At 65.3% G+C, this 23,615-nt stretch carries 15 protein-coding genes and 1 tRNA gene; 6 read left to right on the top strand and 10 right to left on the bottom strand.

The features are described from left to right. Positions 1–18: 18 nt before the first annotated feature. Positions 19–1,392: an EAL and HDOD domain-containing protein gene (locus BUE39_RS17860; protein ID WP_073430053.1), complete on the top strand. Its 1,374-nt coding sequence runs from the start codon at positions 19–21 to the stop codon at positions 1,390–1,392. A 124-nt stretch (positions 1,393–1,516) separates the two neighbouring features. On the opposite strand, the gene BUE39_RS17855 is transcribed toward BUE39_RS17860, so the two are convergent. Then, on the bottom strand, positions 1,517–2,974 hold the full coding sequence (locus BUE39_RS17855) for an HDOD domain-containing protein (protein WP_073430052.1): 1,458 nt from the start codon (positions 2,972–2,974) through the stop codon (positions 1,517–1,519). Positions 2,975–3,065: 91 nt separating this feature from the next. After that, a complete protein-coding gene (locus BUE39_RS17850) occupies positions 3,066–4,880 on the bottom strand; it encodes a putative bifunctional diguanylate cyclase/phosphodiesterase (RefSeq protein WP_073430051.1) in 1,815 nt (604 codons plus the stop codon). Between the two features lie 300 nt (positions 4,881–5,180). On the opposite strand from BUE39_RS17850, the gene BUE39_RS17845 reads away from it, so the two are divergent. Together BUE39_RS17845 and BUE39_RS17840 are read left to right on the top strand one after the other, a co-directional pair. Beyond that, the gene (locus BUE39_RS17845; protein ID WP_073430050.1) at positions 5,181–6,596 is read left to right on the top strand and encodes an EAL and HDOD domain-containing protein; all 1,416 of its coding nucleotides are present in this window, start codon (positions 5,181–5,183) and stop codon (positions 6,594–6,596) included. 143 nt (positions 6,597–6,739) lie between these two features. Beyond that, positions 6,740–7,300 carry a peroxiredoxin gene (locus BUE39_RS17840; RefSeq protein WP_073430049.1) on the top strand — a complete coding sequence of 187 codons (561 nt, stop codon included), beginning with the start codon at positions 6,740–6,742 and terminating at the stop codon, positions 7,298–7,300. 25 nt (positions 7,301–7,325) lie between these two features. Here the strand turns inward: BUE39_RS17840 and BUE39_RS17835 are convergent, their stop codons facing one another. The 4 genes from BUE39_RS17835 to BUE39_RS17820 form a co-directional block, all read right to left on the bottom strand. Continuing rightward, positions 7,326–10,652, bottom strand: coding sequence for an efflux RND transporter permease subunit (locus BUE39_RS17835; RefSeq protein WP_073430048.1), 3,327 nt, complete (start codon positions 10,650–10,652; stop codon positions 7,326–7,328). Between the two features lie 3 nt (positions 10,653–10,655). Continuing rightward, a complete protein-coding gene (locus tag BUE39_RS17830) occupies positions 10,656–13,778 on the bottom strand; it encodes an MdtB/MuxB family multidrug efflux RND transporter permease subunit (protein WP_073430047.1) in 3,123 nt (1,040 codons plus the stop codon). 23 nt (positions 13,779–13,801) lie between these two features. Continuing rightward, positions 13,802–15,202: an MdtA/MuxA family multidrug efflux RND transporter periplasmic adaptor subunit gene (locus BUE39_RS17825; RefSeq protein WP_073430046.1), complete on the bottom strand. Its 1,401-nt coding sequence runs from the start codon at positions 15,200–15,202 to the stop codon at positions 13,802–13,804. Between the two features lie 379 nt (positions 15,203–15,581). Then, on the bottom strand, positions 15,582–16,418 hold the full coding sequence (locus BUE39_RS17820) for an IclR family transcriptional regulator (protein WP_073430045.1): 837 nt from the start codon (positions 16,416–16,418) through the stop codon (positions 15,582–15,584). A gap of 494 nt (positions 16,419–16,912) precedes the next feature. Between BUE39_RS17820 and tssJ the strand changes: the two genes are divergently transcribed. Continuing rightward, complete coding sequence (gene tssJ, locus BUE39_RS17815) at positions 16,913–17,365, top strand: type VI secretion system lipoprotein TssJ (RefSeq protein WP_374710293.1); 453 nt, start codon at positions 16,913–16,915, stop codon at positions 17,363–17,365. Between the two features lie 16 nt (positions 17,366–17,381). Here tssJ and BUE39_RS17810 read toward each other — a convergent pair whose 3' ends face one another. The 4 genes from BUE39_RS17810 to BUE39_RS17795 all read right to left on the bottom strand — a co-directional run bounded on the left by BUE39_RS17810 (position 17,382) and on the right by BUE39_RS17795 (position 20,466). Continuing rightward, a complete protein-coding gene (locus tag BUE39_RS17810; RefSeq protein WP_073430110.1) occupies positions 17,382–17,699 on the bottom strand; it encodes a hypothetical protein in 318 nt (105 codons plus the stop codon). Positions 17,700–17,912: 213 nt separating this feature from the next. Further along, a tRNA-Lys gene (locus tag BUE39_RS17805) sits at positions 17,913–17,988 on the bottom strand. 184 nt (positions 17,989–18,172) lie between these two features. Continuing rightward, positions 18,173–18,715, bottom strand: coding sequence for a DUF488 domain-containing protein (locus BUE39_RS17800; RefSeq protein WP_073430043.1), 543 nt, complete (start codon positions 18,713–18,715; stop codon positions 18,173–18,175). Positions 18,716–18,891: 176 nt separating this feature from the next. Continuing rightward, positions 18,892–20,466, bottom strand: a complete 1,575-nt coding sequence (locus BUE39_RS17795; RefSeq protein ID WP_073430042.1) for a sensor domain-containing diguanylate cyclase — start codon at positions 20,464–20,466, stop codon at positions 18,892–18,894. 292 nt (positions 20,467–20,758) lie between these two features. Between BUE39_RS17795 and BUE39_RS17790 the strand changes: the two genes are divergently transcribed. Continuing rightward, positions 20,759–22,246: a homospermidine synthase gene (locus BUE39_RS17790; RefSeq protein ID WP_073430109.1), complete on the top strand. Its 1,488-nt coding sequence runs from the start codon at positions 20,759–20,761 to the stop codon at positions 22,244–22,246. Between the two features lie 38 nt (positions 22,247–22,284). Beyond that, complete coding sequence (locus BUE39_RS17785) at positions 22,285–23,595, top strand: NAD(P)/FAD-dependent oxidoreductase (RefSeq protein WP_073430041.1); 1,311 nt, start codon at positions 22,285–22,287, stop codon at positions 23,593–23,595. Positions 23,596–23,615 lie beyond the last annotated feature (20 nt).

The raw sequence follows: 23,615 nt of genomic DNA, 5'->3' as shown, positions 1-23,615 counted from the left end.
GCTGAGCGGGGGATCGGAATGAGCACCACCATCGCAATCGAAAATCCGGGCCGCACAGGCGCCACGGACGATACGCAATTGAACGCCAGCTTTGCGCGGCAACCGATTCTGAATCGGGACGGCATGCTGTGCGGCTATGAGATCAAGGTCCGCGCGCCGGCATGGCCCGACGCCCCGGCCGACGAGCCGGCTTCGAACCCGAACACCCAGGCGGAGCCCGACGCGTTGCCGGGCCGCGCGCCGAGTCCCGCGCAACAGGTGGCGAACGCGATCGTTCGCGGCCTCGTGCAAGGCCACGTGCGCGGCGCGCTCACCGGGCATCCGGCTTACGTGGATGTAAGCCGCGAGTTGCTGCTCGACGACGCAATCGAGCGGCTGCCCGCCGAGCGCTTCATGCTCGAACTGTCGCCCGCAATCGAAGTCGACGAGGCGCTGATCGAGCGCATCGTGCAGTTGCATGGCCGGCGCTACCGCTTCGTGCTCGACGAAGTGACGCAGCCCAACGAGAGCTTCGCCAGGCTGCTGCCTTACGCGGACGTGGTCAAGATCGACGTGACACGCGCGCCGGCCGCGCTGTTGCCCAAGCTCGCGAGCGTGCTCAAGTCGGCGGGCAAATTATTGATCGCGTCGGGCGTGGACACGCAGGCCGGTTTCGAGGCGGCGCTGGCGCTCGGCTTCGACCGTTTCCAGGGGTATTTCTTCGCGCGTGCGCAGACCTCGTTGACGCGCCGTGTCAGCGCGCCGCGGCATGCGTTGCTGAATCTGCTGCAACTGCTGGCGGGCGATCCGACCGTCGCGCAGCTCGAAGCCGAGTTGAAACTGAATCCGGTGCTCGTGATGCATCTGATGAAGCTCGCGAATTCGAGCGGCCTCGCGGTCGGCCATAAGGTGACGACGCTGCGCGAAGCGATCAACGCGACGGGCACCGACCGCATCGCGCGCTGGACGCAATTGCTGCTCTACGCCGACGGCCGCAAGGTCGCGCTCGAGGACGATCCCTTGCTGCAACTCGCGGCGACCCGGGCGCGCTTCATGGAACTGGCGATCGAGCGCTTGCCCGAAGCGGGGCGTGACGAGGCCGACGCGGCGTTTCTCACCGGCGTGTTTTCATTCGTCGATGCGGTGTTCGGCGGCTCGCTCGAAAGCACGCTCAATGTGCTGACGCTGTCGCGGCCGATCCAGGCGGCGATTCTGCATCGCGAGGGCGTGTTGGGCTTGCTGCTCTCCGCGGTCGAAGCGCTGGAGCGCGGCGCATGGGATGACGTCGAGGCCATGTGCGCGCGCCTGCAGCCGTTGACGGTGGAAGAGGTCGCCCAGTTGGGCTTGATGGCGGGTGCGTGGGCAGGGGTGGCGGATCGCAGCGCGGAAGGGTTGGAGCGGATCGAGGATTAAGGCTTGAGGCGTGTATCCGAAGGGCTGCGGCATGCGGAACATGCCGCGCTCCGCACGCGAGGCGTCGGGCAAATGCAGAACCGGTAACAAGCGAAGCGCCGCGATCAACGATCACGCCACGTCTTCACATCGTCTCCATTTCCCGCATCTGCCCCAGACCAAAAAAACGGCCTAACTCCTTGGCCAGTTCGTTCAACACGCTCATTTCCTTCTGCGAGATTCTGCGTGGCTCCTGAGTATGCGACCAGTCGCCGTACAGCAGCGCCACCGTCTGCCCCGTTTCGTCGACCACCGGCAACAGAACGAAGGCACGGGCGTCGTCGAACGAGCGGCGGAACCACTCGGGCAGCCGCGCGACCATCTTCGGATCTCGCGCGTTCTCGATGAAAATGCCGACCGAGTTCGCAATCGCGAGATGAAACACGTCGGGCTCGAAGGCGGTGTTGAACGTCAGCCGGGGCAGTGCCGCGTCGATCTTCGGACCAAGACCCAACCGCGCCTTGAAGGTGCCGTTGCTGTGCTTGACGAACACCACGGTGCGCGCAAAACCCAGTCCGGCAAGCACGGTTTCCGAAGCCATCGCGAGCGCCGGCGCGAGCGGGCTGCCGGTGGGCAGACCGCGCAGATCCTCCACGCCCGCCGCGATGCGCGCTTCGGGATTGAGCGCCTCGCGCGCGATCGCGTCCGCGTTGGCGCGCAATTCGACGATCTCGCGCATCACGCCGTCGCCGCCTTCCTCGCGGGCCAGCGCCACGCTCATCTCGAGCAGCACTTCGGGATCGGTGTTCAGCACGCGGCTATATTCCTGCGCCAGTTCGCCGATGCGCGCCTCGCGCTCCTCCTCCGGCATGCCCGACTGGGTGAGCACGTCGGCGACGGCCGTGGAGTAATTGGTGATCGCGCGCAGCCATTGCACCTGGCGCGGCTGCTCGGTGTCCTGCGGGTCGAACTCGCCCATGCCGGAGCGGATCATGTCGGGCAGCCGCCAGCGCACCGCGGCTTCGGCGCCGATCTCGTCGAACGTGACGCCGAGCACCAGCACGCAGGCGTCGGTCTCGAGCGCGCCGTCGTCGATATGCCGGCGGATCTGGTCCCACTCGGCGTCGAGATAGAACACCACCAGCAGCTTGCCTATCTGCCGCATCAGCGTGCAGACTACGGCTTCCTCGCCGGCGCGCAGATCGCCGCGCTCGGTCAGCTTGCGCGCGACGCAACCCGAGAGCAGCGTGCGGTTCAATTCGAGTTTCGCGTCGATGCGGCGCGGCGCGCTGTGATGAAAGTGATCGACGATCTTCAGGCCGACGACGAGGTGGCCGACCGCGTCCATGCCGAGCACCATCAGCGCGCGCGAGACGGTGGTGATGTTGCCGCCGAACGCCATGTACATCGCCGAATTGGCGAGCCGCAACACTTTCTGGGTCAGCGCGAAGTCCGATAACACCACCTGGACGAGGCCGGTGAAGTCGAGGTCGTCATTGTTCATCGCCGCCATGGTGCTGCGCAGCGACTGCGACAGCATCGGAAAATCGCCGCGCTCGCTCATTCGCGTCCAGAGCCGGTCGAGCACTGCCGCCTTTACCATGTGAATCCCGCAGAAGCCATACCTGTTCCAATGAATGCCACGCCGGCCATGAGCCGGCTTGTTTCGCCGCGTGAGCGCTGGGACCGCATCGCTAGACGGTGTGCAGGTGAAGCGAGCGCGCCTCGAAACGCTGCGCGAGTTCCTCGGAAGGCAGCGCCTGGCAGACGAGCCATCCCTGTATGTGGTCACATCCCATTTCGGTGAGCAGCGCGCGCTGCGCTTCCGTTTCGACGCCCTCGGCCACCAGTTCGAGATCGAGTGTTTGCGCGAGGCCGACGACGGCGCTCACGATGGCCTGATCGTTTCGCGAGGTTAGCAGATTCTCGACGAAACTCCGGTCGATCTTGAGCTTGGCGAGGGGGAATCGTTGCAGGTAAGCCAGGCTCGAATAGCCGGTGCCGAAATCGTCGACGGCAAAGCGGATGCCCATCGCGGTCAGATCCTCGAGCAGCACCTTGGCGTGCGCGGGGTCGTGCATCAGCAGGCTTTCCGTAATCTCGAACACGAGGCGGCGCGGATCGATGCCGGTCAGCTCGATCGCCTCGCGCACGGCGTCCTTGAAACGCGGGTCGCGGAACTGCTGCGGCGACACGTTCACGGCCACGTATTGCAGCGAGATGCCCTGCGCATCCCATTGGATCAACTGCATGCAGGCGACCTTCAACACCCAGTTGCCGAGGAAGTTGATCAGGCCGATCGACTCCGCGAGCGGAATGAACATCGACGGCGGCACGAGGCCATGCACCGGATGCGACCAGCGCATCAGCGCTTCCACGCCGACCACGCCGTGCGTGCGGCTGCTCGTGATCGGCTGGAAGTGCAGCGAGAACTCGCCGTTGCGCACGCCGTCGTAGAGATCGGCCTCGAGCTTCAGGCGCTCGGCGTCGGCGGGGTTGTCGTCCGGCACGTAGAAGGCGAGCGTGTTGCCGCCGGCCGCCTTGGCTTGCAGCAACGCGTGGTCGGCCCAGCGCAGCAGATGGGTGTCGTGGCCGGCGGTGTCGTTGGCGTGGCGCACGTCGGGATAGAGCGCGATGCCGATGCTCGCCGACAGATGCACCTGCTGGCCGTTGAACGCATACGGCTGCTGGATCGCGGTCAACAGCCGCCGCGCCAGCGCTTCCGCGGCGGCGGCCGCGTCGGTGCGGCTGGCGGCGGGCTTGACGAGGATCGCGAACTCGTCGCTTGCCACGCGCGCGACGGTCTCGCTCGGGCTCGTCATGTTCAACAGACGCCGCGCGGTGTCGCGCAGCATTTCGTCGCCGGCGTCGTAGCCGAGCGCGCGGTTCACGCGTTGATAGTCGTCGATGTCGAGCAGCAGCAGCGCGGCCGGCGTGCCGTGCGCGTCGGCTTGCTGTTGCGCGTCGAGCACGGCGGGGATCAGCGCCGGCTGATTCGCCAGATTGGTGAGGCGGTCCAGATGCAGCGCCTGGGTCAGGCGTTCCTCGCTGGCGCGCCACGCGGAAACGTCGAAGCCGGCGATCGCGTAGCCGTCGATGCCGTCGTGATTGCTGCGCACCACGCGCAGCTCCACCGTGATCGGATAGGTCAACGACTTGATGAGGCCGAGCGTGGCCTTCTCGACGTTGCCCGACGCGGCGGCGCGCGCGAGCAGGGCGTCGAGGCGCGCCACGTCGGCGGGCGCGACGAGTTCGTGCAGCGTGACGGTCTCGAGATACTCGCGGTGGTAGCCGATGAAGCGCAGGCTGGCGTCGGACACGTAGATGAAGCGCAGTTCGCGGTCGACATGCGCGAGCAGATCGACCGCGCCGACCACCTGTTCCAATTGCGCGGCGCGGCTATTGGCCATCCGCGGCTTGACGTCCGCGCGCCGGCCGAACGCCCGAAGCCGGTCCACGACCGTGCGCAAGGAGCCCCGGCGGGGCGCGGTGATCCTGTTCGCTTCCATGTTTGTCGCTGGCAACCTGTGTTCGTCTGCAGGCGGAGCGGCTCGCGGTCCGCCGTGCTCGGGCGGGTCGAGAGGTATCAGGCCGCCCCATCAGAACAAGATAACGACCCGCGCCGGCAAATCTTTAGCGATTGATGCAAGAAACATGCTGTAAGGGAGCCGTCGTGCGCGCTGGCCGTGCTTCCGGACCTGTTCGGTTAAAGCGCGACGGCCCGGTGTCCGTTAATACGGCAAACCTGTTATGCAGTGCCGGTTGTGACGCCGCTGCATGGCCTTTCCGAACCCTTGCGCCGATGATCCATGTCTGAACGTCACATTGTCAGGGCTATTTCCCGGCGTAGCGGGGTGCTCGATCCGTCTGCCTCGGGCGCCGATGCCGGGGCCGATGTTAGGGCCGATGTTAGGGCCGATGGTAGAGCCGATGGTAGAGCCGATGGTAGAGCCGATGGTAGAGCCGATGCCGCGGGCCAGTTCGTCTACCTGGGCCGCCAGCCGATTCTCGATCGCGACGGCGCGCTGCATGGCTACGAATTGTTGTTTCGAGCGGGCGCGCATAACTATGCCGAAGTCGGCAACGACGCCCAGGCCACCGCGCACGTGGTGGCGCGCACCATCGGCGGGATCGGTGTGCCGGCCGTGCTCGGGCGGCATCGCGGCTTCGTCAACATCGACCGCGCGCTGCTCTTTAACGACATCGTCCATCTGATGCCGCCCGAGCGCTTCGTGCTCGAAATCCTCGAAACCGTGAAGTTCGATCCGCAACTGACGCGGCGGCTGACCGAATTGCGGCGCGCCGGTTTCGAAGTGGCGCTCGACGACGTCAGCGAACTGTCGGACGAACTGTTCGCGGCGTTGCCGTATGCGGACATCGTCAAGATCGATTTTCTGCTGACCGCGCGTGACGCGCTGCCCGGGTTGGCGGCGGCCGTGCGCGCTTACGGCAAGACGCTGATCGCCGAGAAGATAGAGACGCGCGAGGACTTCATGCTTGCTCGCGAACTCGGCTTCGATCTGTTCCAGGGGTACTTCTTCGCGCGGCCGCAGGTGTTGACCGCGCCGCGCAACCGCTCGCTGCGGCCGGGCCTGCTGCGTCTGTTGGGACTGCTTTCGCGCGATGCCGGCATCGTCGAGCTGGAGGCCGAACTCAAGCTGAACCCCGGCGTGGTGGTGCAACTGCTGCGCCTCGTCAATTCGAGTGCGTTCGGCCTCGGGCGCAATATTGCGTCGCTGCGCGAGGCGATCATCGCTGCGGGCACGCGGCAGATCGCGCGCTGGGCGCAACTGCTGCTCTACGCGGACAGCGGCGATTTGCCGTGGCGCGCCGATCCGCTGGTGCACCTGGCCGGCACGCGCTCGCGCTTCATGGAACTGGCCGCAAGCCGGCTGCGCCCGGCCGACGACGAATTCGCCGATGCGGCTTTCATGACCGGCATTTTTTCGCTGGTGCATGTGGTGGTCGGCAGCACGCCGGCTGCGGTGCTGGAGAAACTCGGCCTCGCGCCGCGGATTCGCGAGGCGATCGTTTCGCGCAGCGGCACGCTCGGCGCATTGCTGCGCGTCGCGGAAGCGGCCGGCGAGGGCGCCGATGCGGCGTCGATCGCGGCTGGCCCCGATGCGCCGCCCGGCTTCGCCGCGCTCACGCCCGACGTGCTGGCCGAGCTGAATCTGTGCGCGGCGCTGTGGTTTGGCGCGCATGTCGAGGAGGCGGCCGCCTAAGGTTGCGGGCGGCGGCTCGCGTTCCCATCTTCAGGGCGGATTCCGACGCCGCTTGTTCATACGTGGTCCAATGGCATGGGAGGTCGCCACGACCTTCGAGTCATTGGACGAACCGCGTGCATTCACGCCAGGAGGAACTGCGGATGAACAGAAAATTCATATCGGGGGCGCTGGCCGCCGCCATGTCGGTGGCAATCGCCATGCATTCGCTGACGGCCTCGGCGACGCTCAAGCCGGGCGACGCCGCGCCGCCGTTTACCGCGCAGGCATCGCTCGGCGGCAAGACCTACACCTATTCGCTCGCCGACGAGTTGAAGAAAGGGCCGGTGGTGCTGTACTTCTATCCGGCGGCTTTCACCAAGGGCTGCACGATCGAGGCGCACGAGTTTGCCGAAGCCGTCGACGAGTACAAGAAATATGGCGCGACGGTGATCGGCGTGTCGCACGACAACATCGATACGTTGACGAAGTTTTCGGTCAGCGAATGCCGCAGCAAATTTCCGGTGGCGGCGGACGCCGATTCGAAGGTTATCGGCGCATACGACGCCGGCATGCCGATGCATGCGTCGATGGCTAACCGCGTGTCGTACGTGATCGCGCCGGACGGCAAGATCATCTACGAGTACACGAGCCTCTCGCCGGAGAAGCACGTCGAGAACACGTTGAAAGCGGTGAAGGAGTGGGCGGCGGGGCATAGGCCGTAGGGGTTTCGCGCCGCGACTGAACTGATCAAGTCGCCGCCGTTCCCCCCCGCCGCGCCTTCCTCGCCTCCCACCTCGCCCGAACCCGATCCATGTAGAGATAAACCACCGGCGTGGTATAGAGCGTGAGCATCTGACTGACGATCAGGCCGCCCACGATCGCAATGCCGAGCGGCGCCCGCAGCTCCGCCCCTTCGCCGCGCCCGAACGCCAGCGGCAATGCACCGAGGAGCGCGGCGAAGGTGGTCATCATGATCGGCCGGAAGCGCAGCAAACAAGCCTGAAAAATCGCATCGCGCGAGGACAGCCCTTGCCGCGATGCTTCGATCGCGAAGTCCACCATCATGATCGCGTTCTTCTTCACGATGCCAATCAGCAGGATCACCCCAATGAGCGCGATGATGCTGAACTCGGTCTTGAACAGCAGCAAGGCGAGCAACGCGCCCACGCCCGCCGAGGGCAACGTCGACAGAATCGTCAGCGGATGAATATAGCTTTCATACAGCATCCCCAGCACGATATACACCGCCGCCAGCGCGGCCAGAATCAGGATCGGCTGATCGGACATCGACTGCTGGAACGCCTGCGCCGTGCCCTGGAAGCTGCCGTGGATCGTGGCCGGCATGCCGATCTGCGCCATCGTCTCGTAGATCGCCTGAGTCGCCGTCGATAAGGACACGCCCGGCGGCAGATTGAACGAAATCGTCGAGGCCACGAACTGGCTCTGGTGATTCACCGACAACGGCGTATTCCCCGGCCCGAAGCTCGCGATCGCCGACAGCGGCACCATCGTTTCCTTCGAGGTCGACACCGCCGCGCCCGACGAAGCACTCGACTTGCCGCTCGTCGCAATCGAATTGATCGCCTGGTTGCGCGCGGAATCGGCGGCGATGGTGGCCGCGCTCGATGCAGTGGTGCCCGCCGTGCCGCCCGCCGACGCGCTGGTGCTCGTGCTCGTACTCGACGAAGTGGTGGTCTGCGTGGTGACCGTGCCCGCCGGCGCGTTCGTGGTCTGCGCGCCGCTCGCGCTGCCGCCCGACGTGCTGATGTAGATCTGCTTCAGCATGTCCGGGCTCTGCCAGTACTTCGGCGCGACTTCCATCACCACGTGGTACTGGTTCAGCGGGTTGTAGATCGTCGACACCTGGCGCTGGCCGAACGCGTCGTACAAGGTGTTGTCGATCTGCGCCGGCTTGATGCCGAGCCGCGCCGCGCTGGCGCGGTCGATCGTCACCATCGCCTCCAGGCCGCCTTGCTGCTGGTCGGAATTCACGTCGGCCAGTTCGCGGCGCGCCTGCAGCGCCTCGGTGAGCTTCGGCCCCCACAGGTACAGGTCGGGCGTGGAATCGGCCAGCAGCGTGAACTGGTATTGCGCGTTCGATTGTCGCCCGCCCACGCGAATGTCCTGCACTGCCTGCAGGAAGGTGCGCGCGCCGGCCACGTCGCCGAGCGGCGCGCGCAGTTGCTGGATCACCTGGTCGGCGGAAATCTTGCGTTCGCTCTTCGGTTTGAGCGAGACGTACATGAAGCCGGCGTTGGTCTGCCGGCCGCCCGTGAAACCGACCACGCTGTCCACCGCCGGGTTGTTGCCGACGATCTCCATCATCTGCGCGAACTTGCCCTTCATGGCCTGGAACGAGGTGCTCTGATCGGCCTGAATGCCGCCGATCATCCGGCCGGTGTCCTGCTGCGGAAAGAAGCCCTTCGGCACGATGATGTACAGCCAGATGTTCAGGCCGATCGTGAACAGCAGAACGGTGACGATCAAACGCGGATGCAGCAGCGCCCAGCCGAGCGTGCGCTCATAGCCGCGCAGCATCGACGCGAAGCCGCGTTCCAGCCAGCGGCCGAAGCGGCCTTCTTCCTTTTTCTCGTGCGGCTCGCGCAACAGGCGCGAACACATCATCGGCGTGAGCGTGAGCGAGACGATCAGCGACACGCCGATCGCGAGCGACAGCGTCAGCGCGAACTCGCGAAAGAGCCGCCCGACGATGCCGCCCATCAGCAGAATGGGCAGGAACACGGCGACGAGCGAAATGCTGATCGACATCACCGTGAAGCCGACTTCGCGCGCGCCGAGGAACGCGGCCTTCATGCGCGGCACGCCGTTCTCGATATGGCGCGAGATGTTCTCCAGCACCACGATCGCATCGTCGACCACGAAGCCGGTGGCGATCGTCAACGCCATCAGCGAGAGGTTGTCGATCGAGAAACCGAGCAGGTACATCGCGCCGAACGTGCCGATGATCGAGATCGGCACGGCCACGCTCGGAATCAACGTGGCGCGCCAGTTGCGCAGGAACAGGAACACCACCATCACCACCAGCGCCATCGCGATCACCAGCGTGAGTTCGGTGTCCCTCAGCGAGGCGCGGATCGTGGTGGAGCGGTCGGCGGTCGGCGTGATGTCGACATCGGCGGGCAGCGACGCGTGCAGTTGCGGCAGCATCGCCTTGACGCGGTCGATGGTCTCGATGATGTTCGCGCCCGGCTGGCGGTACAGGATCACCAGCACGGAGCGCTTGCCGTTGAAGAGGCCGAGGTTGCGCAGATCCTCGACGGAATCGACCACCTCGGCCACGTCGGAGAGCTTCACGGCCGCGCCGTTGCGATAGGCGATCACGAGGTCGCGATATTGCGACGCCTTGCTCGCCTGGTCGTTGGTGTAGATCTGCACGCGGTTCGGGCCGAACTCGATCGCGCCTTTCGGGCTGTTCGCGTTGGCCGCGGCGAGCGCCGCGCGCACGTCCTCGAGACCGATGCCGTAGTGGAACAGCGCCTGCGGTTCCAGCTCGACCCGCACGGCCGGATTGGCCGAGCCGCTCACGTCCACTTCGCCGACGCCGTCCACCTGCGAGAGCGACTGCTGCAGCACCGTGGCGGCGGAGTCGTACAACTGGCCGGCGGTCAGTGTATTCGACGTGAGCGCGAGGATCATGATCGGCGCGTCGGCCGGATTGACCTTGTGATAGGTCGGGTTGCTGCGCAGGCTCGTGGGCAGGTCGGCGCGCGCGGCGTTGATCGCGGCCTGCACGTCGCGCGCGGCGCCGTCGATGTCGCGGTTCAGGCCGAACTGCATCGTGATGCGCGTCGAGCCGACCGAACTCATCGAGGTCATTTCGGTGACGTCGGCAATCGAGCCGAGATGCCGTTCGAGCGGACTCGCGACGCTGGTGGCGACGGTGTTCGGACTCGCGCCCGGCAGCGAGGCCTGCACGGAAATGGTCGGAAAATCGACCTGCGGCAGCGGCGCGACCGGCAGTTGGGTGAACGCGAAAATACCGGCCAGCGCGATGCCGATCGCGAGCAGCGTGGTGGCGACCGGGCGCGAGATAAACGGACGCGACAGGTTCATCGGTCAGCTTCCCGCGTCGGTGGCGGGCGGCACAGGCTTGCCGCGATTGAAGCGCTCGCGCATGCGGCGTGCGAGCGCGTCGAAGCCGAGGTAGATCACCGGCGTGGTGAACAGCGTCAGCAACTGGCTGACGATCAGGCCGCCGGCGATCGCGATGCCGAGTGGCCGGCGCAACTCCGAACCGGCGCCCGTGCCGAGCATCAGCGGCAGCGCGCCGAGCAGCGCGGCGAGCGTGGTCATCAGAATCGGCCTGAAGCGCAGCAGGCACGCCTGGTAAATCGCCTCGCGCGGCGCCTTGCCTTCCTCGCGCTCGGCGTAGAGCGCGAAGTCGATCATCATGATCGCGTTCTTCTTCACGATGCCGATCAGCAGCACGATACCGATGATGCCGATGATGTCCAGATCGTGCCCGGTGATCAGCAGCGCGAGCAGCGCGCCGACGCCGGCCGAGGGCAGCGTCGACAGAATCGTGATCGGGTGAATGAAGCTCTCGTACAGCACGCCGAGCACGATATACATCGTGACGATCGCGGCGAGGATCAGGAACAGTTCGTTCGACAGCGACGCCTGGAACGCCAGCGCCGCGCCCTGGTAGCGCGTCTGGAACGAGGCCGGCAAGCCGATGTCTTTCTGCGCCTGCTCGATCGCCTTCACGGCCGCGCCGAGCGACGAACCCGGCGCGAGATTGAACGAGACGGTGGTGGCCGGGAACTGGCTCAGGTGCGTGACCAGCAGCGGCGCGGGCTTTTCGATGAACCGCGCGATCGCCGACAGCGGCACCTGGCCGCCCGTCGCCGTCGAAGAGGGCAGATAGATCGAGTTCAGCGACTCGGTGTAGTGCTGCATCTGCGGCTGCGCTTCCAGGATCACGCGGTACTGGTTCGACTGCGTGAAGATGGTGGAGACGATGCGCTGGCCGAACGCGTCGTACAGCGCGCTATCCACGGTGGCCGGCGTGATGCCGTAGCGCGACGCGGTGGCGCGGTCGATTTCGACGTAGACCGACTGGCCGTTGTCCTGCAAGTCGGTGGCGACGTCGGCGAGTTCCGGCGACTGCCTCAACCGCTCGACGAGCTTCGGCACCCACGTCGTGAATTCGCCGATGTTCGGATCGGTCAGCATGAACTGGTACTGCGTCGGGCTGACCGTCGAGTCGATGGTCAGGTCCTGCACCGGCTGCATGTACAGCGACGCGCCCGGAATATGCGCCACGTCCCGCTGCAACTGGCGAATCACCTCGCTCGCGGTGTTGTCGCGGTCGTCGCGCGGCTTCAGGTTGATCAGCATGCGGCCGCTGTTCAGCGTGATATTGCTGCCGTCCACGCCGATGAACGAGGTGAGGCTTTGCACGTCCGGGTTCTTGAGAATCTGCGCGGCGAGTTCCTGCTGGCGCTCGGCCATCGACGCATACGACACCGACTGCGGCGCCTGCGTGATCGCCTGGATCACACCGGTGTCCTGCACGGGAAAGAAGCCCTTCGGAATGAACACGTACAGCACGCCGGTCAGCACCAGCGTGAGAATCGCGACGACCAGCGTGGAGCGCTGCCGGTTCAGCACCCATGTGAGCGCGACCGCGTAACGGGCGATCACCCAGTCGATGAAGCGGTGCGCCCGCGCTTCGAAGCGGTGGCTCTCAGGCGGCGGCGAGTGGCGCAGGAGCTTCGCGCACATCATCGGCACCAGCGTGAGCGACACGATGGCCGAGATCACGATGGTCACGGCGAGCGTGATCGCGAATTCGTGGAACAGGCGGCCGACCACGTCGCCCATGAAGAGCAGCGGAATCAGCACGGCGATGAGGGAAACCGTCAGCGAGATGATCGTGAAGCCGATCTGTTTCGAGCCTTTCAGCGCCGCTTCCAACGGCGATTCGCCTTGCTCCACGTAGCGCGCGATGTTCTCGATCATCACGATCGCGTCGTCGACCACGAAGCCCGTCGCGATGGTCAAGGCCATGAGCGACAAGTTATCAAGCGAGAAGCCGCACAGGTACATCACGGCGAGCGTGCCGATCAGCGACAGCGGCACCGACAAGCTCGGAATGATGGTCGCATAGACGTTGGCAAGGAACAGATACATCACCAGCACTACCAGCACCACCGACATCGCCAGTTCGAACTGCACGTCGCGCACCGAGGCGCGGATGGTGGTGGTGCGGTCGGTGACGATCCGCACCTCGAGCGCGGCGGGCAGCGACTGCTGCAACTGCGGCAACAGCTTCTTGATGCTGTCCACCACCTGAATCACGTTTGCGCCCGGCTGGCGCTGCACGTTCAGGATGATCGCCGGCGTGTTGTCGACCCATGCGCCGAGCTTGGTGTTCTCGGGGCCTTGCACGATGGTGGCGACGTCGGTCAGCATCACCGCGCGGCCATTCTTGTACGCGATCACCGCGCTTTTGTAGGCCTCGGCGTCGGTCAACTGGTCGTTTGCGTTGATCGTGTAGTTGCGCGTGGGGCCGTCGAAATTGCCCTTCGGCGTGTTGACGTTCAGGTTCGAGATCGTGGTGCGCAGATCGTCCAGATTCAGGCCGTATGCGGCGAGCGCGCGCGGATTCGCCTGGATTCGCACGGCGGGGCGCTGGCCGCCCGACAGGCTCACGAGACCCACGCCCGCCACCTGCGAGATTTTCTGGGCGAGGCGCGTGTCGGCCAGGTCCTGCACCTGGGTCAACGGCAGCGTTTTCGACGTGATCGCGAGCGTGAGGATCGGCGCGTCGGCCGGATTGACCTTCGCGTAGATCGGCGGCGCGGGCAGGTCGGAGGGCAGCAGGTTGCCGGCTGCGTTGATCGCCGCCTGCACTTCCTGCTCGGCGATGTCGAGCGGCAGGTCGAGGCTGAACTGCAGCGTGATGATCGACGAGCCGGCCGAGCTTTGCGACGACATCTGGTTCAGCGACGGCATCTGTCCGAACTGCCGCTCGAGCGGCGCGGTGACCGACGAGGTCATCACGTCCGGGCTCGCGCCCGGATAGAACGTCTGCACCTGGATGGTCGGATAGTCGACCTCGGGCAGCGCGGAGAGCGGCAGGAAGCGCAGCGCGACGAGACCCACCAGCATGATCGCCGCCATCAGAAGCGCGGTGCCGACAGGACGCAGAATAAAGGCTCGGGATGGATTCATGCGGTAATGGCCGTGCCTTTACTTTATTGCGAGGCTTGCGCCGCGTGTTTGCCGCGATGCGCGCGTGCGCCGGATGCGCCCGACGCGAAGGCCGCGCCGCTTGCGCCATGCGCGCCCGATGCGCCGCGCGGCTTTTCGGCTGGAATCGTGATCTTCGCGCCTTCCTTGAGCCGGTCGGAACCGTCGATCACCACGCGCTCGCCGACTTGCAGACCGGATTTGATGCTGGTGCGCTCGCCGTCCACCGGGCCGACCTTGACGGGCCGCACGCTCACCGTGTTGTCCGGCTTCACGACATACACGAACTGTCCCATCGAGCCGTTGAGCACGGCCGGCGTCGGCACGATCACCGCGTCCTTGATCGTATTGACGAGCAGACGCGTATTCACGAACTGATTCGGGAACAGCAGGCTCTTCGTGTTCTGGAACACTGCGCGCAGCTTGACCGTGCCCGTGGTGGTGTCGATCTGGTTGTCCAGCGTTTCGAGCGTGCCGCCTTCGAGCGAGGTGGTGTTGCTGCGGTCGTAGGCGGTGACCGAAAGCTTCGCGCCGGTTTGCGTTTGCTGGAGGATCTGCTGAAGGTTGTCTTCGGAGGTGGTGAAGATCACGCTGATCGGCTGCAACTGCGTGATCACGACGATGCCGTTGGTCAGGCTCGGCGTGACGTAATTGCCGGGATCGACCTGGCGCAGGCCGACGCGCCCCGACACCGGCGCGGTGATGCGCGCGTAGGCGAGGTCGAGCTTGTAGGTGTCGATGTTCGCCTTGTCGGACTTCACGGTGCCCTCGTATTGGCGCACGAGCGAGGCCTGCGTGTCGACCTGCTGGCTCGCGATCGAGTCTTGCGCGAGCAGCGTCTGATAGCGCTTCAGATCGAGCCGGGCGGTTTGCAGCAAGGCCTCGTCGCGCGCGAGCGTGCCTTGCGCGTTGTCGAGCGAGATCTGGTAGGGGCGCGGGTCGATCTGGGCAAGTACGTCGCCCTTCTTGACCATCTGGCCTTCCTTGAAATACACGTCTTGCAGCACGCCGCTCAACTGCGGCAGCACCGTGACGCTGGCAAGCGGCGTGACCGTGCCGAGCGCCGTCAAGACCACCGGCATCTCGCCTTGCGTCACCGTTGCGACGTGCACGGGCTGCGGCATGTTGGCCATGCCGCCGGGCCCGCCGCGGCCCGCGCGGCCGCCGCTTACACCGCTTACGCCGCTCCCGCCGCTTGCACTGGAAGCGCCGCTTGCGCCGCCGCCGGGGCCGCCCCACGGATGCCAGCGCCACAGCACGACCCCGAGAATGACGAGCGCCGCGACCAGCAGCGCGAGGTTGCGGCCGCGGTGGCGCTTTACCGCGCCGGGCGCGCCGCTCGCGGACGGTGGCGAAGCCGGGGCGGCGGGGCGTGTGGTTTCCGAATGCTTTTGTTGTTCGTCCATCGGTTCGTCAGGTGGCTGGCTTTTGATGTGAGCCGCTCGCATACAAGCCGCCGGGACAGTTCGGCGGCCCGGCTCGCGCGGCGTAACAGGCGGTTTCGACAGTGCGGGCGCTGCGCGTGTTCAGCGCGATGCTACCCGAGGCGCGGGACAGAGATGCTAACCCAACGTGGCATCACGACGGATCGCCCGGTGCGCTATCAAACAATGCCGATGCAATGTCGACGCAGTGGCAACGAGCCAGGGCGAGCGTCCGCGACGGGAATGCATGATCCTACGTCGCGGGCTCTGTAACAGTCCACCCGTGTATTTTTCTTTTGGTTACGAGGGTTACAGGACGTCTGGTTGCCGATGGCCGCCGACCGGCGAGCCCTTGGGCGTCTCAGTTGTCGAGTCGGCGCCCCGGCGTGCCGCCGATTTCCAGAACGATCCTGGAGACGCATTCGAGCAGGGCCGGCGCCGCGCGCGAAATCAACCAATCGCGCGGGCACTGGTCGGCGGAGCCGCCGCAGTTGACCGCATAGCGTTCGCCCGACGGTCCGATGAAGCCCAAGGCGATGGCGTTGAGGCCGTCGTGCCACTCGCCGGTGGCGATCGCGAAACCTTGCTCGATGGTTTCTTGCAATGCGCTTTCGAGCCGGCTGCCGACGTGACCCCAGTCGTCGCCTTCCGCGGCTTGCAGGCCGATCAGCAGCTTTTCGCGCTCAGGCTCCGCGAGCGCCGCCAGATAGGCGCGGCCGATGGCGGTGCGGCTCAGGTTCATGCGCGAGCCGATCTCGAGGCGCGACACCAGCACCGCCGAGCGCGGCCGGATCGCGTCGATCACCACCATGTCGAGACGGTCGCGCACGGCCAGATGCACCGAGAGCGCGGTCCGTTCGGCGAGTTCGATCAGGAACGGCCGCGCGCGCGCCCGAATGTCGAAGTTGCGCAGAAAGCCGTTGCTCAACTCCAGCACCGACGACGTCAGCACGAAGCGCTCGCTGTCGGGCAAGCGGAACAGAAAGCCCGCGCTGACCAGCGTGGCGGTGATGCGCGAGACGGTGGGCTTGGGAATTCCGGTGATCTCGGTCAGTTCGCGATTGCTGAGCGGGGCGTCGGCGGCGGCGACGGAGCGCAGCACGGTGAGGCCGCGTGCCAGCGCGGTGACTTCCTCGCCGGGACCGTCTTTTTCTTTGGCCTGGTCGGCGGCGATTCGGGAGGACGTGGGTCGGTTCATGGTTTTTTTGGAACTATATTTCAGTTTCTTTACGCGCCGGCTCGCCGGCGACTCACCCGCCAAGGCCTTGGAACAGCCCCATGTTGGGGCATTGCGTTCTTATTTCTCCGAACATTTATTGTATCGGAACATTTTGCCGGAACGGATCGCGTGTGTTTAGATTTTGCTTGACTTAGTCAGCATAACCATAAAAAATGGAACCTCATTTCGAAAGACGGGTTCGGGTCCTTGCGTTTGAAATCTCCCGATACCTACCGTGGTCCGCGTAGTGTCTGGTCGAGTGCCTTTCCACAGTCCACGGTAACAGTCCGCGCTTAGGCGCTTGAGCTAAGTGCTCGAGTCCACGTGTTGCGCGCCGTTCAGGGCGCAGCCTCGCCGGCCGAACTTTCGAATGCCGTCTCTCAGGTTCTAGCACGGCCCTCGGAATGGCTAGAACTTTTTAAGGCGTCACGGAAACGTGACGCCTTTTTTTTGGCGTGATTCATCCACGCGAATTGAGCGTCGCTTGGTGGATTCTCGCGGTCGATAGGGTGCTGTGTTCTCCGGCTTCTCCGGTCAGCCTCGGCGCCGCTCTGAATCCCGACGACGCGAACCGGCCGTATTCGGTCGCGGTCAGGGTGTACCAGTTCAAGGACCGCAAGCGCTTCGATGCCGCGTCATACGACGATCTGCTGAAGGACGACCAGACCGTGCTCGCCGAGGACCTGCAAGCGAGCATCGCGACGGTGGTCAACCCCGGCGCGGCCGCATGCGTGTCGCAGCCGATGCGGCGCGACACGCAGTACGTGGCGGTGGTGGCGTTTTATCGTGAGCCGGACGCGAATGGAACGTGGCGGCGCGTCGTGCAGAGAAAGCACCTTTCCGCGGACGCACCGCTGAAGTTTGATCTGGTCGAGAACGAACTCCTTGCTTCCGCCGGCGTACCGGCCGAGCGGCCGGCGCGGTGAATGCCGTGTTCCGGCGTTATTGGCCGGCGGCCGGCGACTTGGTGCTCGGGGTCGCCAGCGTGTTGTTGCTCTTGGGCGCGCTGGTGCCGGACTTCGAGCTGTTCGTGCTACTCGGCAAACCCGAGTTCGGCGACCCGGCGACGTTCCCGCTGTCCGAACCGGTGGCGCCTGGCGTGCCGTAGCCGCTCGTTGCACCGTTCACCTGGTTCGCCGGGCCATCCGTGCTGCCTGACGTACCGTCGCCGCTCGAGCCTCCGCCCGCCTGTGCATAAGCGCCGCCCGACAGCGCGAGTGCGGTGACGGTCGCGATCAATATGCTGGTTGCCTTGTTCATCATCCGTTCCTCCTTGATTGAACTGGAATGTCGACGCAGACGACCGCCGTCTGCTTGACCATGAGGTTGAGCAATCAGCGTGCCGCGCGCTTAATGCGCACAAGCGTGAATTCCGCAAGATTCGGCAAGATTCAGCCACACCGTAAAGCTACCCACGGTGAAGTAAGTGGCTTTCCAGTGTTGAGCTAAATGTTGTTTTTCATTCTCTTTCTTTGGTAGGCCGTGGCGGATTCGAACCGCCGACCAACGGATTAAAAGTCCGCTGCTCTACCAGCTGAGCTAACGGCCCGGAGAGCGGTTGCCAAACCGCGTGACGGCAATCGACAGCCGCGATCACGCGCCGCGATGCCGAGATGCCGCGACGCGCTCGGCGCGTGACACGAGTCGTCTGCCCGAGCGAATTCCAGGTTAGAACCCTGTGACGAAAATTTCAAGCCGGCGCGGCGCATGACCACACACACGTCCCCGGATCGCTAATCCGGTGCCTGCGGATAATGCAGTATCAAGCCCGGCTGCGGCGATGCTCCCGGCGTCATCGTCGCGGGGCTCGTATGCCGCGCGTCCATGATGTGCTCGACCGTCTCGCCGTGCAGCAACAGGTAATCGGTGATGATGCGACGATGGCACCGCCACCAGACCGCTTCCGAACACATGATCGCCGTGCGTCGCCGATGCCCCAGTTCGAGCAATTCCGCGAGACCCGCCTGGAACGCCTCGCTCATCGCGTAATCCGCGTAGTTGCGAAAGGCCGGATGCGTCCAGTAAGCGTTCGGCGACGCGCCCTCCGCTTTCGTGCGGCCGCGCCGGCCGCCGAGCCGGACGAGGTGCACGTAGTCGATGCCGGCATGCGCGAGCGCCTGCGGCAAGCTGTCCTGGTTGAACTGCGGATTCGTGCGGGAACGCGGAATGCTCCGCACGTCGGCCAAGGTCTGAATCCGCGATGCTTCCAGCAGGGCGATGAATTCAGGCAGCGGCCGCGTCGAATGACCGATGGTGAAGAACGGTAGCTGTTCCATTCGCCTCGCTCCTCGTAGCCAGCCGCGTCAGTGCGGCTTGTCATGCAGCTTATGCGTGGGCGGCAATCTCCGGGCCCGCTCCATGAGCCAACGATTTTCACGCGACATGCGACACGCGAACGTCGCGCGGAAAATCCGCGCGTTCCGCTCGCCGCCGGCATCGCGGCATGACGTCGCTACTCCTGCATCCGCAACGGCGCGCCGGGAGCGCTCTCGTCGAGCGCTTCCACGCTGCTCGCCGCGGCGAAACGGAAGGTGCCTTTCCCCGCGGCCTTGGCTTCATACAGCCCGGTATCGGCGCGCTCCAGCAGCGATTCGAGCGTCTCGCCGTCGACGGTGAGCGCGATGCCGACGCTGGCGCCGATGGTCACCGTTCCGCCGGACGATAGCGGATACGGTCTCGACAATTGCTCGATGAGTCGCCGCGCAAGCGCGGCGCACGCGGCGGGCGTCGTACGTTCGATGACGATCGCAAATTCATCGCCGCCGAGCCGCGCCACCGTCTCGCCGTGCCGCAAGCCTTTTTCGAGCCGATGCGCCACGGCCTTCAGCACTTCGTCGCCGGCATGGTGGCCGAGGTTGTCGTTGATGCACTTGAAGCCGTCCAGATCCAGATACATCACCGCCGACGCACGATGGGCGCCGCTCGTCTGCCGCAGCAACATCTGCTCCAGTTGCTCACGCAGGCGGCGGCGGTTGGACAAGCCGGTGAGCGGGTCGTGACTGGCCCAATGCAGGATTTCCGCCTCGGCTCGCCGCCGCTCCGTGACGTCTTCGATAATGATGACGGCGCTGCCGTCCGGCACCACGTTGCGGGACATCTCGAGCTTCCGTCCATTGCCGAGATCGAGTTCGAGCGGGCCGCGCCCTTCCGACAGCCACGCGCGCGATTCGTCCACCCATTGTCGTGCGCGCGGCTCGCCCAGTTTTTTTACGCCGACGTACCAGAGGAAATCGGGAAACGGCACATTGAGCAGCAGCGCGTCCCCCTTCGCGCCGAACAGTTCGGCTGTGCGGCCGTTGGCGATGATGACTTTGCCCGCTTCGTCGATGGTGCACAGGCCGTGCGGCATGTGCGTGAGCGCGGCATCGAAGCGGGCGGCGAGTTGCGCGTGATTTTCCTCGGCGGTCATCAATGCGCTGAGCGAAAAGTAGTGACGCCGGACAATCGACGCCATCGCGGTGCTGAAGATGAAAAGCGGCGGTACGAGAATCCAGTAATCGCGCGATGGCGCGAGCAATGCGCCAATGCCGATCGGCAATGCGCCGAGACAGATCTGCGAAATCGCAAGGCGCGGTATGGCCGCGTTTTTCGATGCGATGCCGCCGAGAATGCCGGCCGTCACCATGATGGCGAGCGAGGCGAGCGCCGCGTCTCCCGACATCACGCAAAGCATCGTGCCGCCGCCGAGGAACGCGGAAGCCAGCAGCGAAAGCGGCACGTAGAACGTCAGCGGCCGGCGCAGATGCGCGAGCGCGGAAGCTCGCTGCGAGACGAGCGCCTGAGCGATGGTCAGCCGGGCGGCGAGAACGCACGCGTCGCCGATGAGCCAGGCCAACGTCCACGCCTCATGCAAGCGCGCGAACGCGACCAGCGCGACGAAGGCGGTGGCGAAGCCGGACATGAAAAGCGAGCGCCGATCCGCGAAGATGGACGAGAGCAGCGAGATGCGCACGCCCGTCGTCACGGGGCAATCGGCCGCCGTCGGAGTCGCGAGAACGGATTTGAGAAAGGGTGTATCGGCTGGCATGCTGGGGCCGTGCTATGGAGTCTCCGGGCCTATTCCAATGGACGGCTACTGTCTGCATTAACGGCGTGAGCAGGACGTTTCTTGAGTAGTGGAAACACCGCCTTTGCCGCCTGTGCCGCCACCGAATGGTTCGGCATGCAAGCCATGTAAATGTTGCCGACGCGGCTATCGATCCGAGCGCGCGCGGGCCGTCAGCGGAGGTTCGCGACGGCGTGGGATAGCGACACTGTCCGCGTGGCGGCACGCGCATTGCTGCGACCGGGGTGTCATGCTCAACGGTTTGCCACGCGCCATGAACAACGCCTCTTCTTTCGACACGAAACATGCGCGACTCGACGGCCGGATGCTGATCGTGGGCTTCGGATGTATCGCGAGTTCGTCGCTGCCGCTGCTGCTGCGGCACATCGACATGGACCCCGGCGCGGTGACCGTGCTCTGCCTGCCCACCGACGACATCGCCATCGCGCAGGAGTACGGCGCGGTGACCGTGCTCTGCCTGCCCACCGACGACATCGCCATCGCGCAGGAGTACGGCGTGGCGATCGTGCAGGAGGCGCTGACCGAGGAAAACTACGGGACCGTGCTTCAACCGCTCGTCGGCGAAGGCGACTTTCTGCTGAATCTCTCCGTGAACGTGTCCAGCGAAGCGCTCGTGCGGTATTGCTGGGAATGCGGCGCACTGTACCTCGATACCTCGATCGAACCATGGAGCGGAGGCGGCGCGAGCCAGAAGGGGCCGCCGTCGCGCCGCAGTAACTATGCGTTGCGAGAAGCCGTGCTCGCATTCCGCCTCGACAAGCGCGACGGACCCACGGCCATTTTGACGCAAGGCGCCAATCCCGGACTGATCTCGTCACTCGTCAAGCAGGCGCTGGTCAACATGGCGACGGACAGCAATATGCCGGTGGGACGGCTCGCGAGTTTCGAGGACTGGGCAACGCTCGCGCAGCGGCTCGACATCCGGGCGATCCACATCGCCGAACACGACACACAGATCGCGGCGGCGAGGAAAGCGCCGAATGAGTTCGTCAACACGTGGTCCGTGCAGGCCTTCATCGAAGAAGGCTTGCAGCCGGCCGAACTCGGCTGGGGCACGCACGAACGGCATTGGCCCGCCGACGCGTGCCAGCACGGCTTCGGCTCGGACGCGGCAATCTATCTGACGCGCCCGGGCCTCGCCACCCGGGTACGTAGCTGGACGCCGTTGGGCGGACCGTATCACGGCTTTCTGATCACGCACGGCGAGTCCATCTCGATCGCGGACCATCTCACGCTCAGGGAAAACGGCGAGGTCGTCTATCGGCCGACCGTCCATTACGCGTATCGACCTTGCGACGACGCGGTGCTTTCAATCGACGAACTCGCCGGCCGCGGATGGGTGCCGCAGGAACGCGAGCGGATCTTGCGCGAGGAGATCACCGAGGGCATCGACGAACTCGGCGTTCTGCTGATGGGCAACGAGCGCGGCGCTTACTGGTTCGGCTCGCAGCTCGGCACCGAGGAAACACGCCGCATCGCGCCGCATAACACGGCGACGAGTCTTCAGGTGGTGGCCGGCATTCTCGGCGGCATCGTGTGGGCGCTGTCCAACCCTCGAGCGGGGGTGATCGAGCCCGACGACATCGACTATGAAACCGTCATGCGCGTCGCGCGCCCGTATCTTGGCGAGGTCGTCGGCGTCTACGACAAATGGACGCCGCTCACGCAGCATTCGCGGCTCTACGAAGAGCCACGGGACGATAGCGACCCGTGGCAGTTCCTCAACATACGGGTTGCCTGACGGGTTGCCTGACTGCGAGCGCGCGAGGAGGCGCCTTGATGGCCGGATTACTGCAAAAAGAGCTGGGCGTTCTGGAGAAGTCGTACTACGAGGCGAGCGTGGTTCGCGCGCCGCTCTGCGCGCCGCTCCAGGAATCTATGGCGGTGGACGTGTGTGTGATCGGCGCGGGCTATGCGGGCCTCTCCTGTGCGCTGGAACTCGCCAGAATGGGTTACACGGTTGCGCTGCTCGAAGCCCATCGCATCGGCTGGGGCGCATCGGGAAGAAACGGCGGCCAGGCGCTCGTGGGCTTCGGCGCGGAAGGCGAGCATGCGATCGAAAAGCAGTGTCCGCGCGAAGTGGCGCGGGCCGCGTGGGACGCGTCGATCGACGGCATGCGCCTGCTCAGGCAGCGCATCGGCGACTACGGCATCGATTGCGACTACATCTCGGGCTACCTGACGCTCGCGTTGCGCAAGCGCAAGTCGGAGGCGCTGCGCCGTTGGGTGGAGCACATGGCGCGTGTCTACGATTACCCGCTGCAATGGCTCGATCGCGCGCAGATCGCCGGACATCTGAATAGCGATCGCTTTGTTTCGGGCGCCTACGATGCCGGCTCGGGCCATTTGCATCCGTTGAAGTACTGCCTCGGACTGGCCGCCGCCGCGCGCCGCGCCGGCGTGCGGCTATTCGAAAACACCGCCGCATTCCGGCTGGAGCGAGGGCGGGAGCCGGTCGTCAAGACCGCCGAGGGAGAGGTGCGCTGCCGTTACGTGGTGCTCGCCGGCAATGTCTATCTGGGCGAGTTCGGCGACGAACTGGCGCCCGAACTGAGAGGCCGCATCATGCCGGTCGGCACCTATATGGTCGCCACCGAACCGATGGGACAGGCCCGTGCCGATGCGTTGATGCCGGGCCGGGCGGCGGCGTCGGACAATAACCTCGTCCTGGATTACTTCAGGCTCAGCGCCGACCATCGGTTGCTGTTCGGCGCGGGCGAAACGTATAGCGCCAAGGCGCCGCGCAATCTCGTCGAGCGCATGCGCGTGCGCATGACCGACGTGTTTCCGCAAACAGGAGATCTCGGCGTGGAATTCGCGTGGGGCGGGTTCGTCGACATCACCATGAACCGCGCGCCCGACCTCGGGCGGCTCGGCAACAACATCTACTACGTGCAAGGCTTCTCGGGTCATGGCCTGGTGTTCGCGGGCATGGCCGGCAAACTGATGGCCGACAGCATCGCGGGAGAAACCTCGCGGTTCGAGGTGTTCAACCGCATCCGCCATCGTCGGTTTCCGGGCGGCGCGATGCTGCGCGCACCCGGCCTTGTCCTCGGCATGTGGTACTACAAGCTTCGCGACCTGTTATGAAATGCGGGAGGCGTAGCGTC

Source organism: Paraburkholderia terricola (genome assembly GCF_900142195.1).
Classification (GTDB): Bacteria; Pseudomonadota; Gammaproteobacteria; order Burkholderiales; family Burkholderiaceae; genus Paraburkholderia; species Paraburkholderia terricola.
The sequence above is the reverse complement of the archived record's forward strand: the minus strand, read 5'-3'. Positions and strand labels throughout refer to the sequence as shown.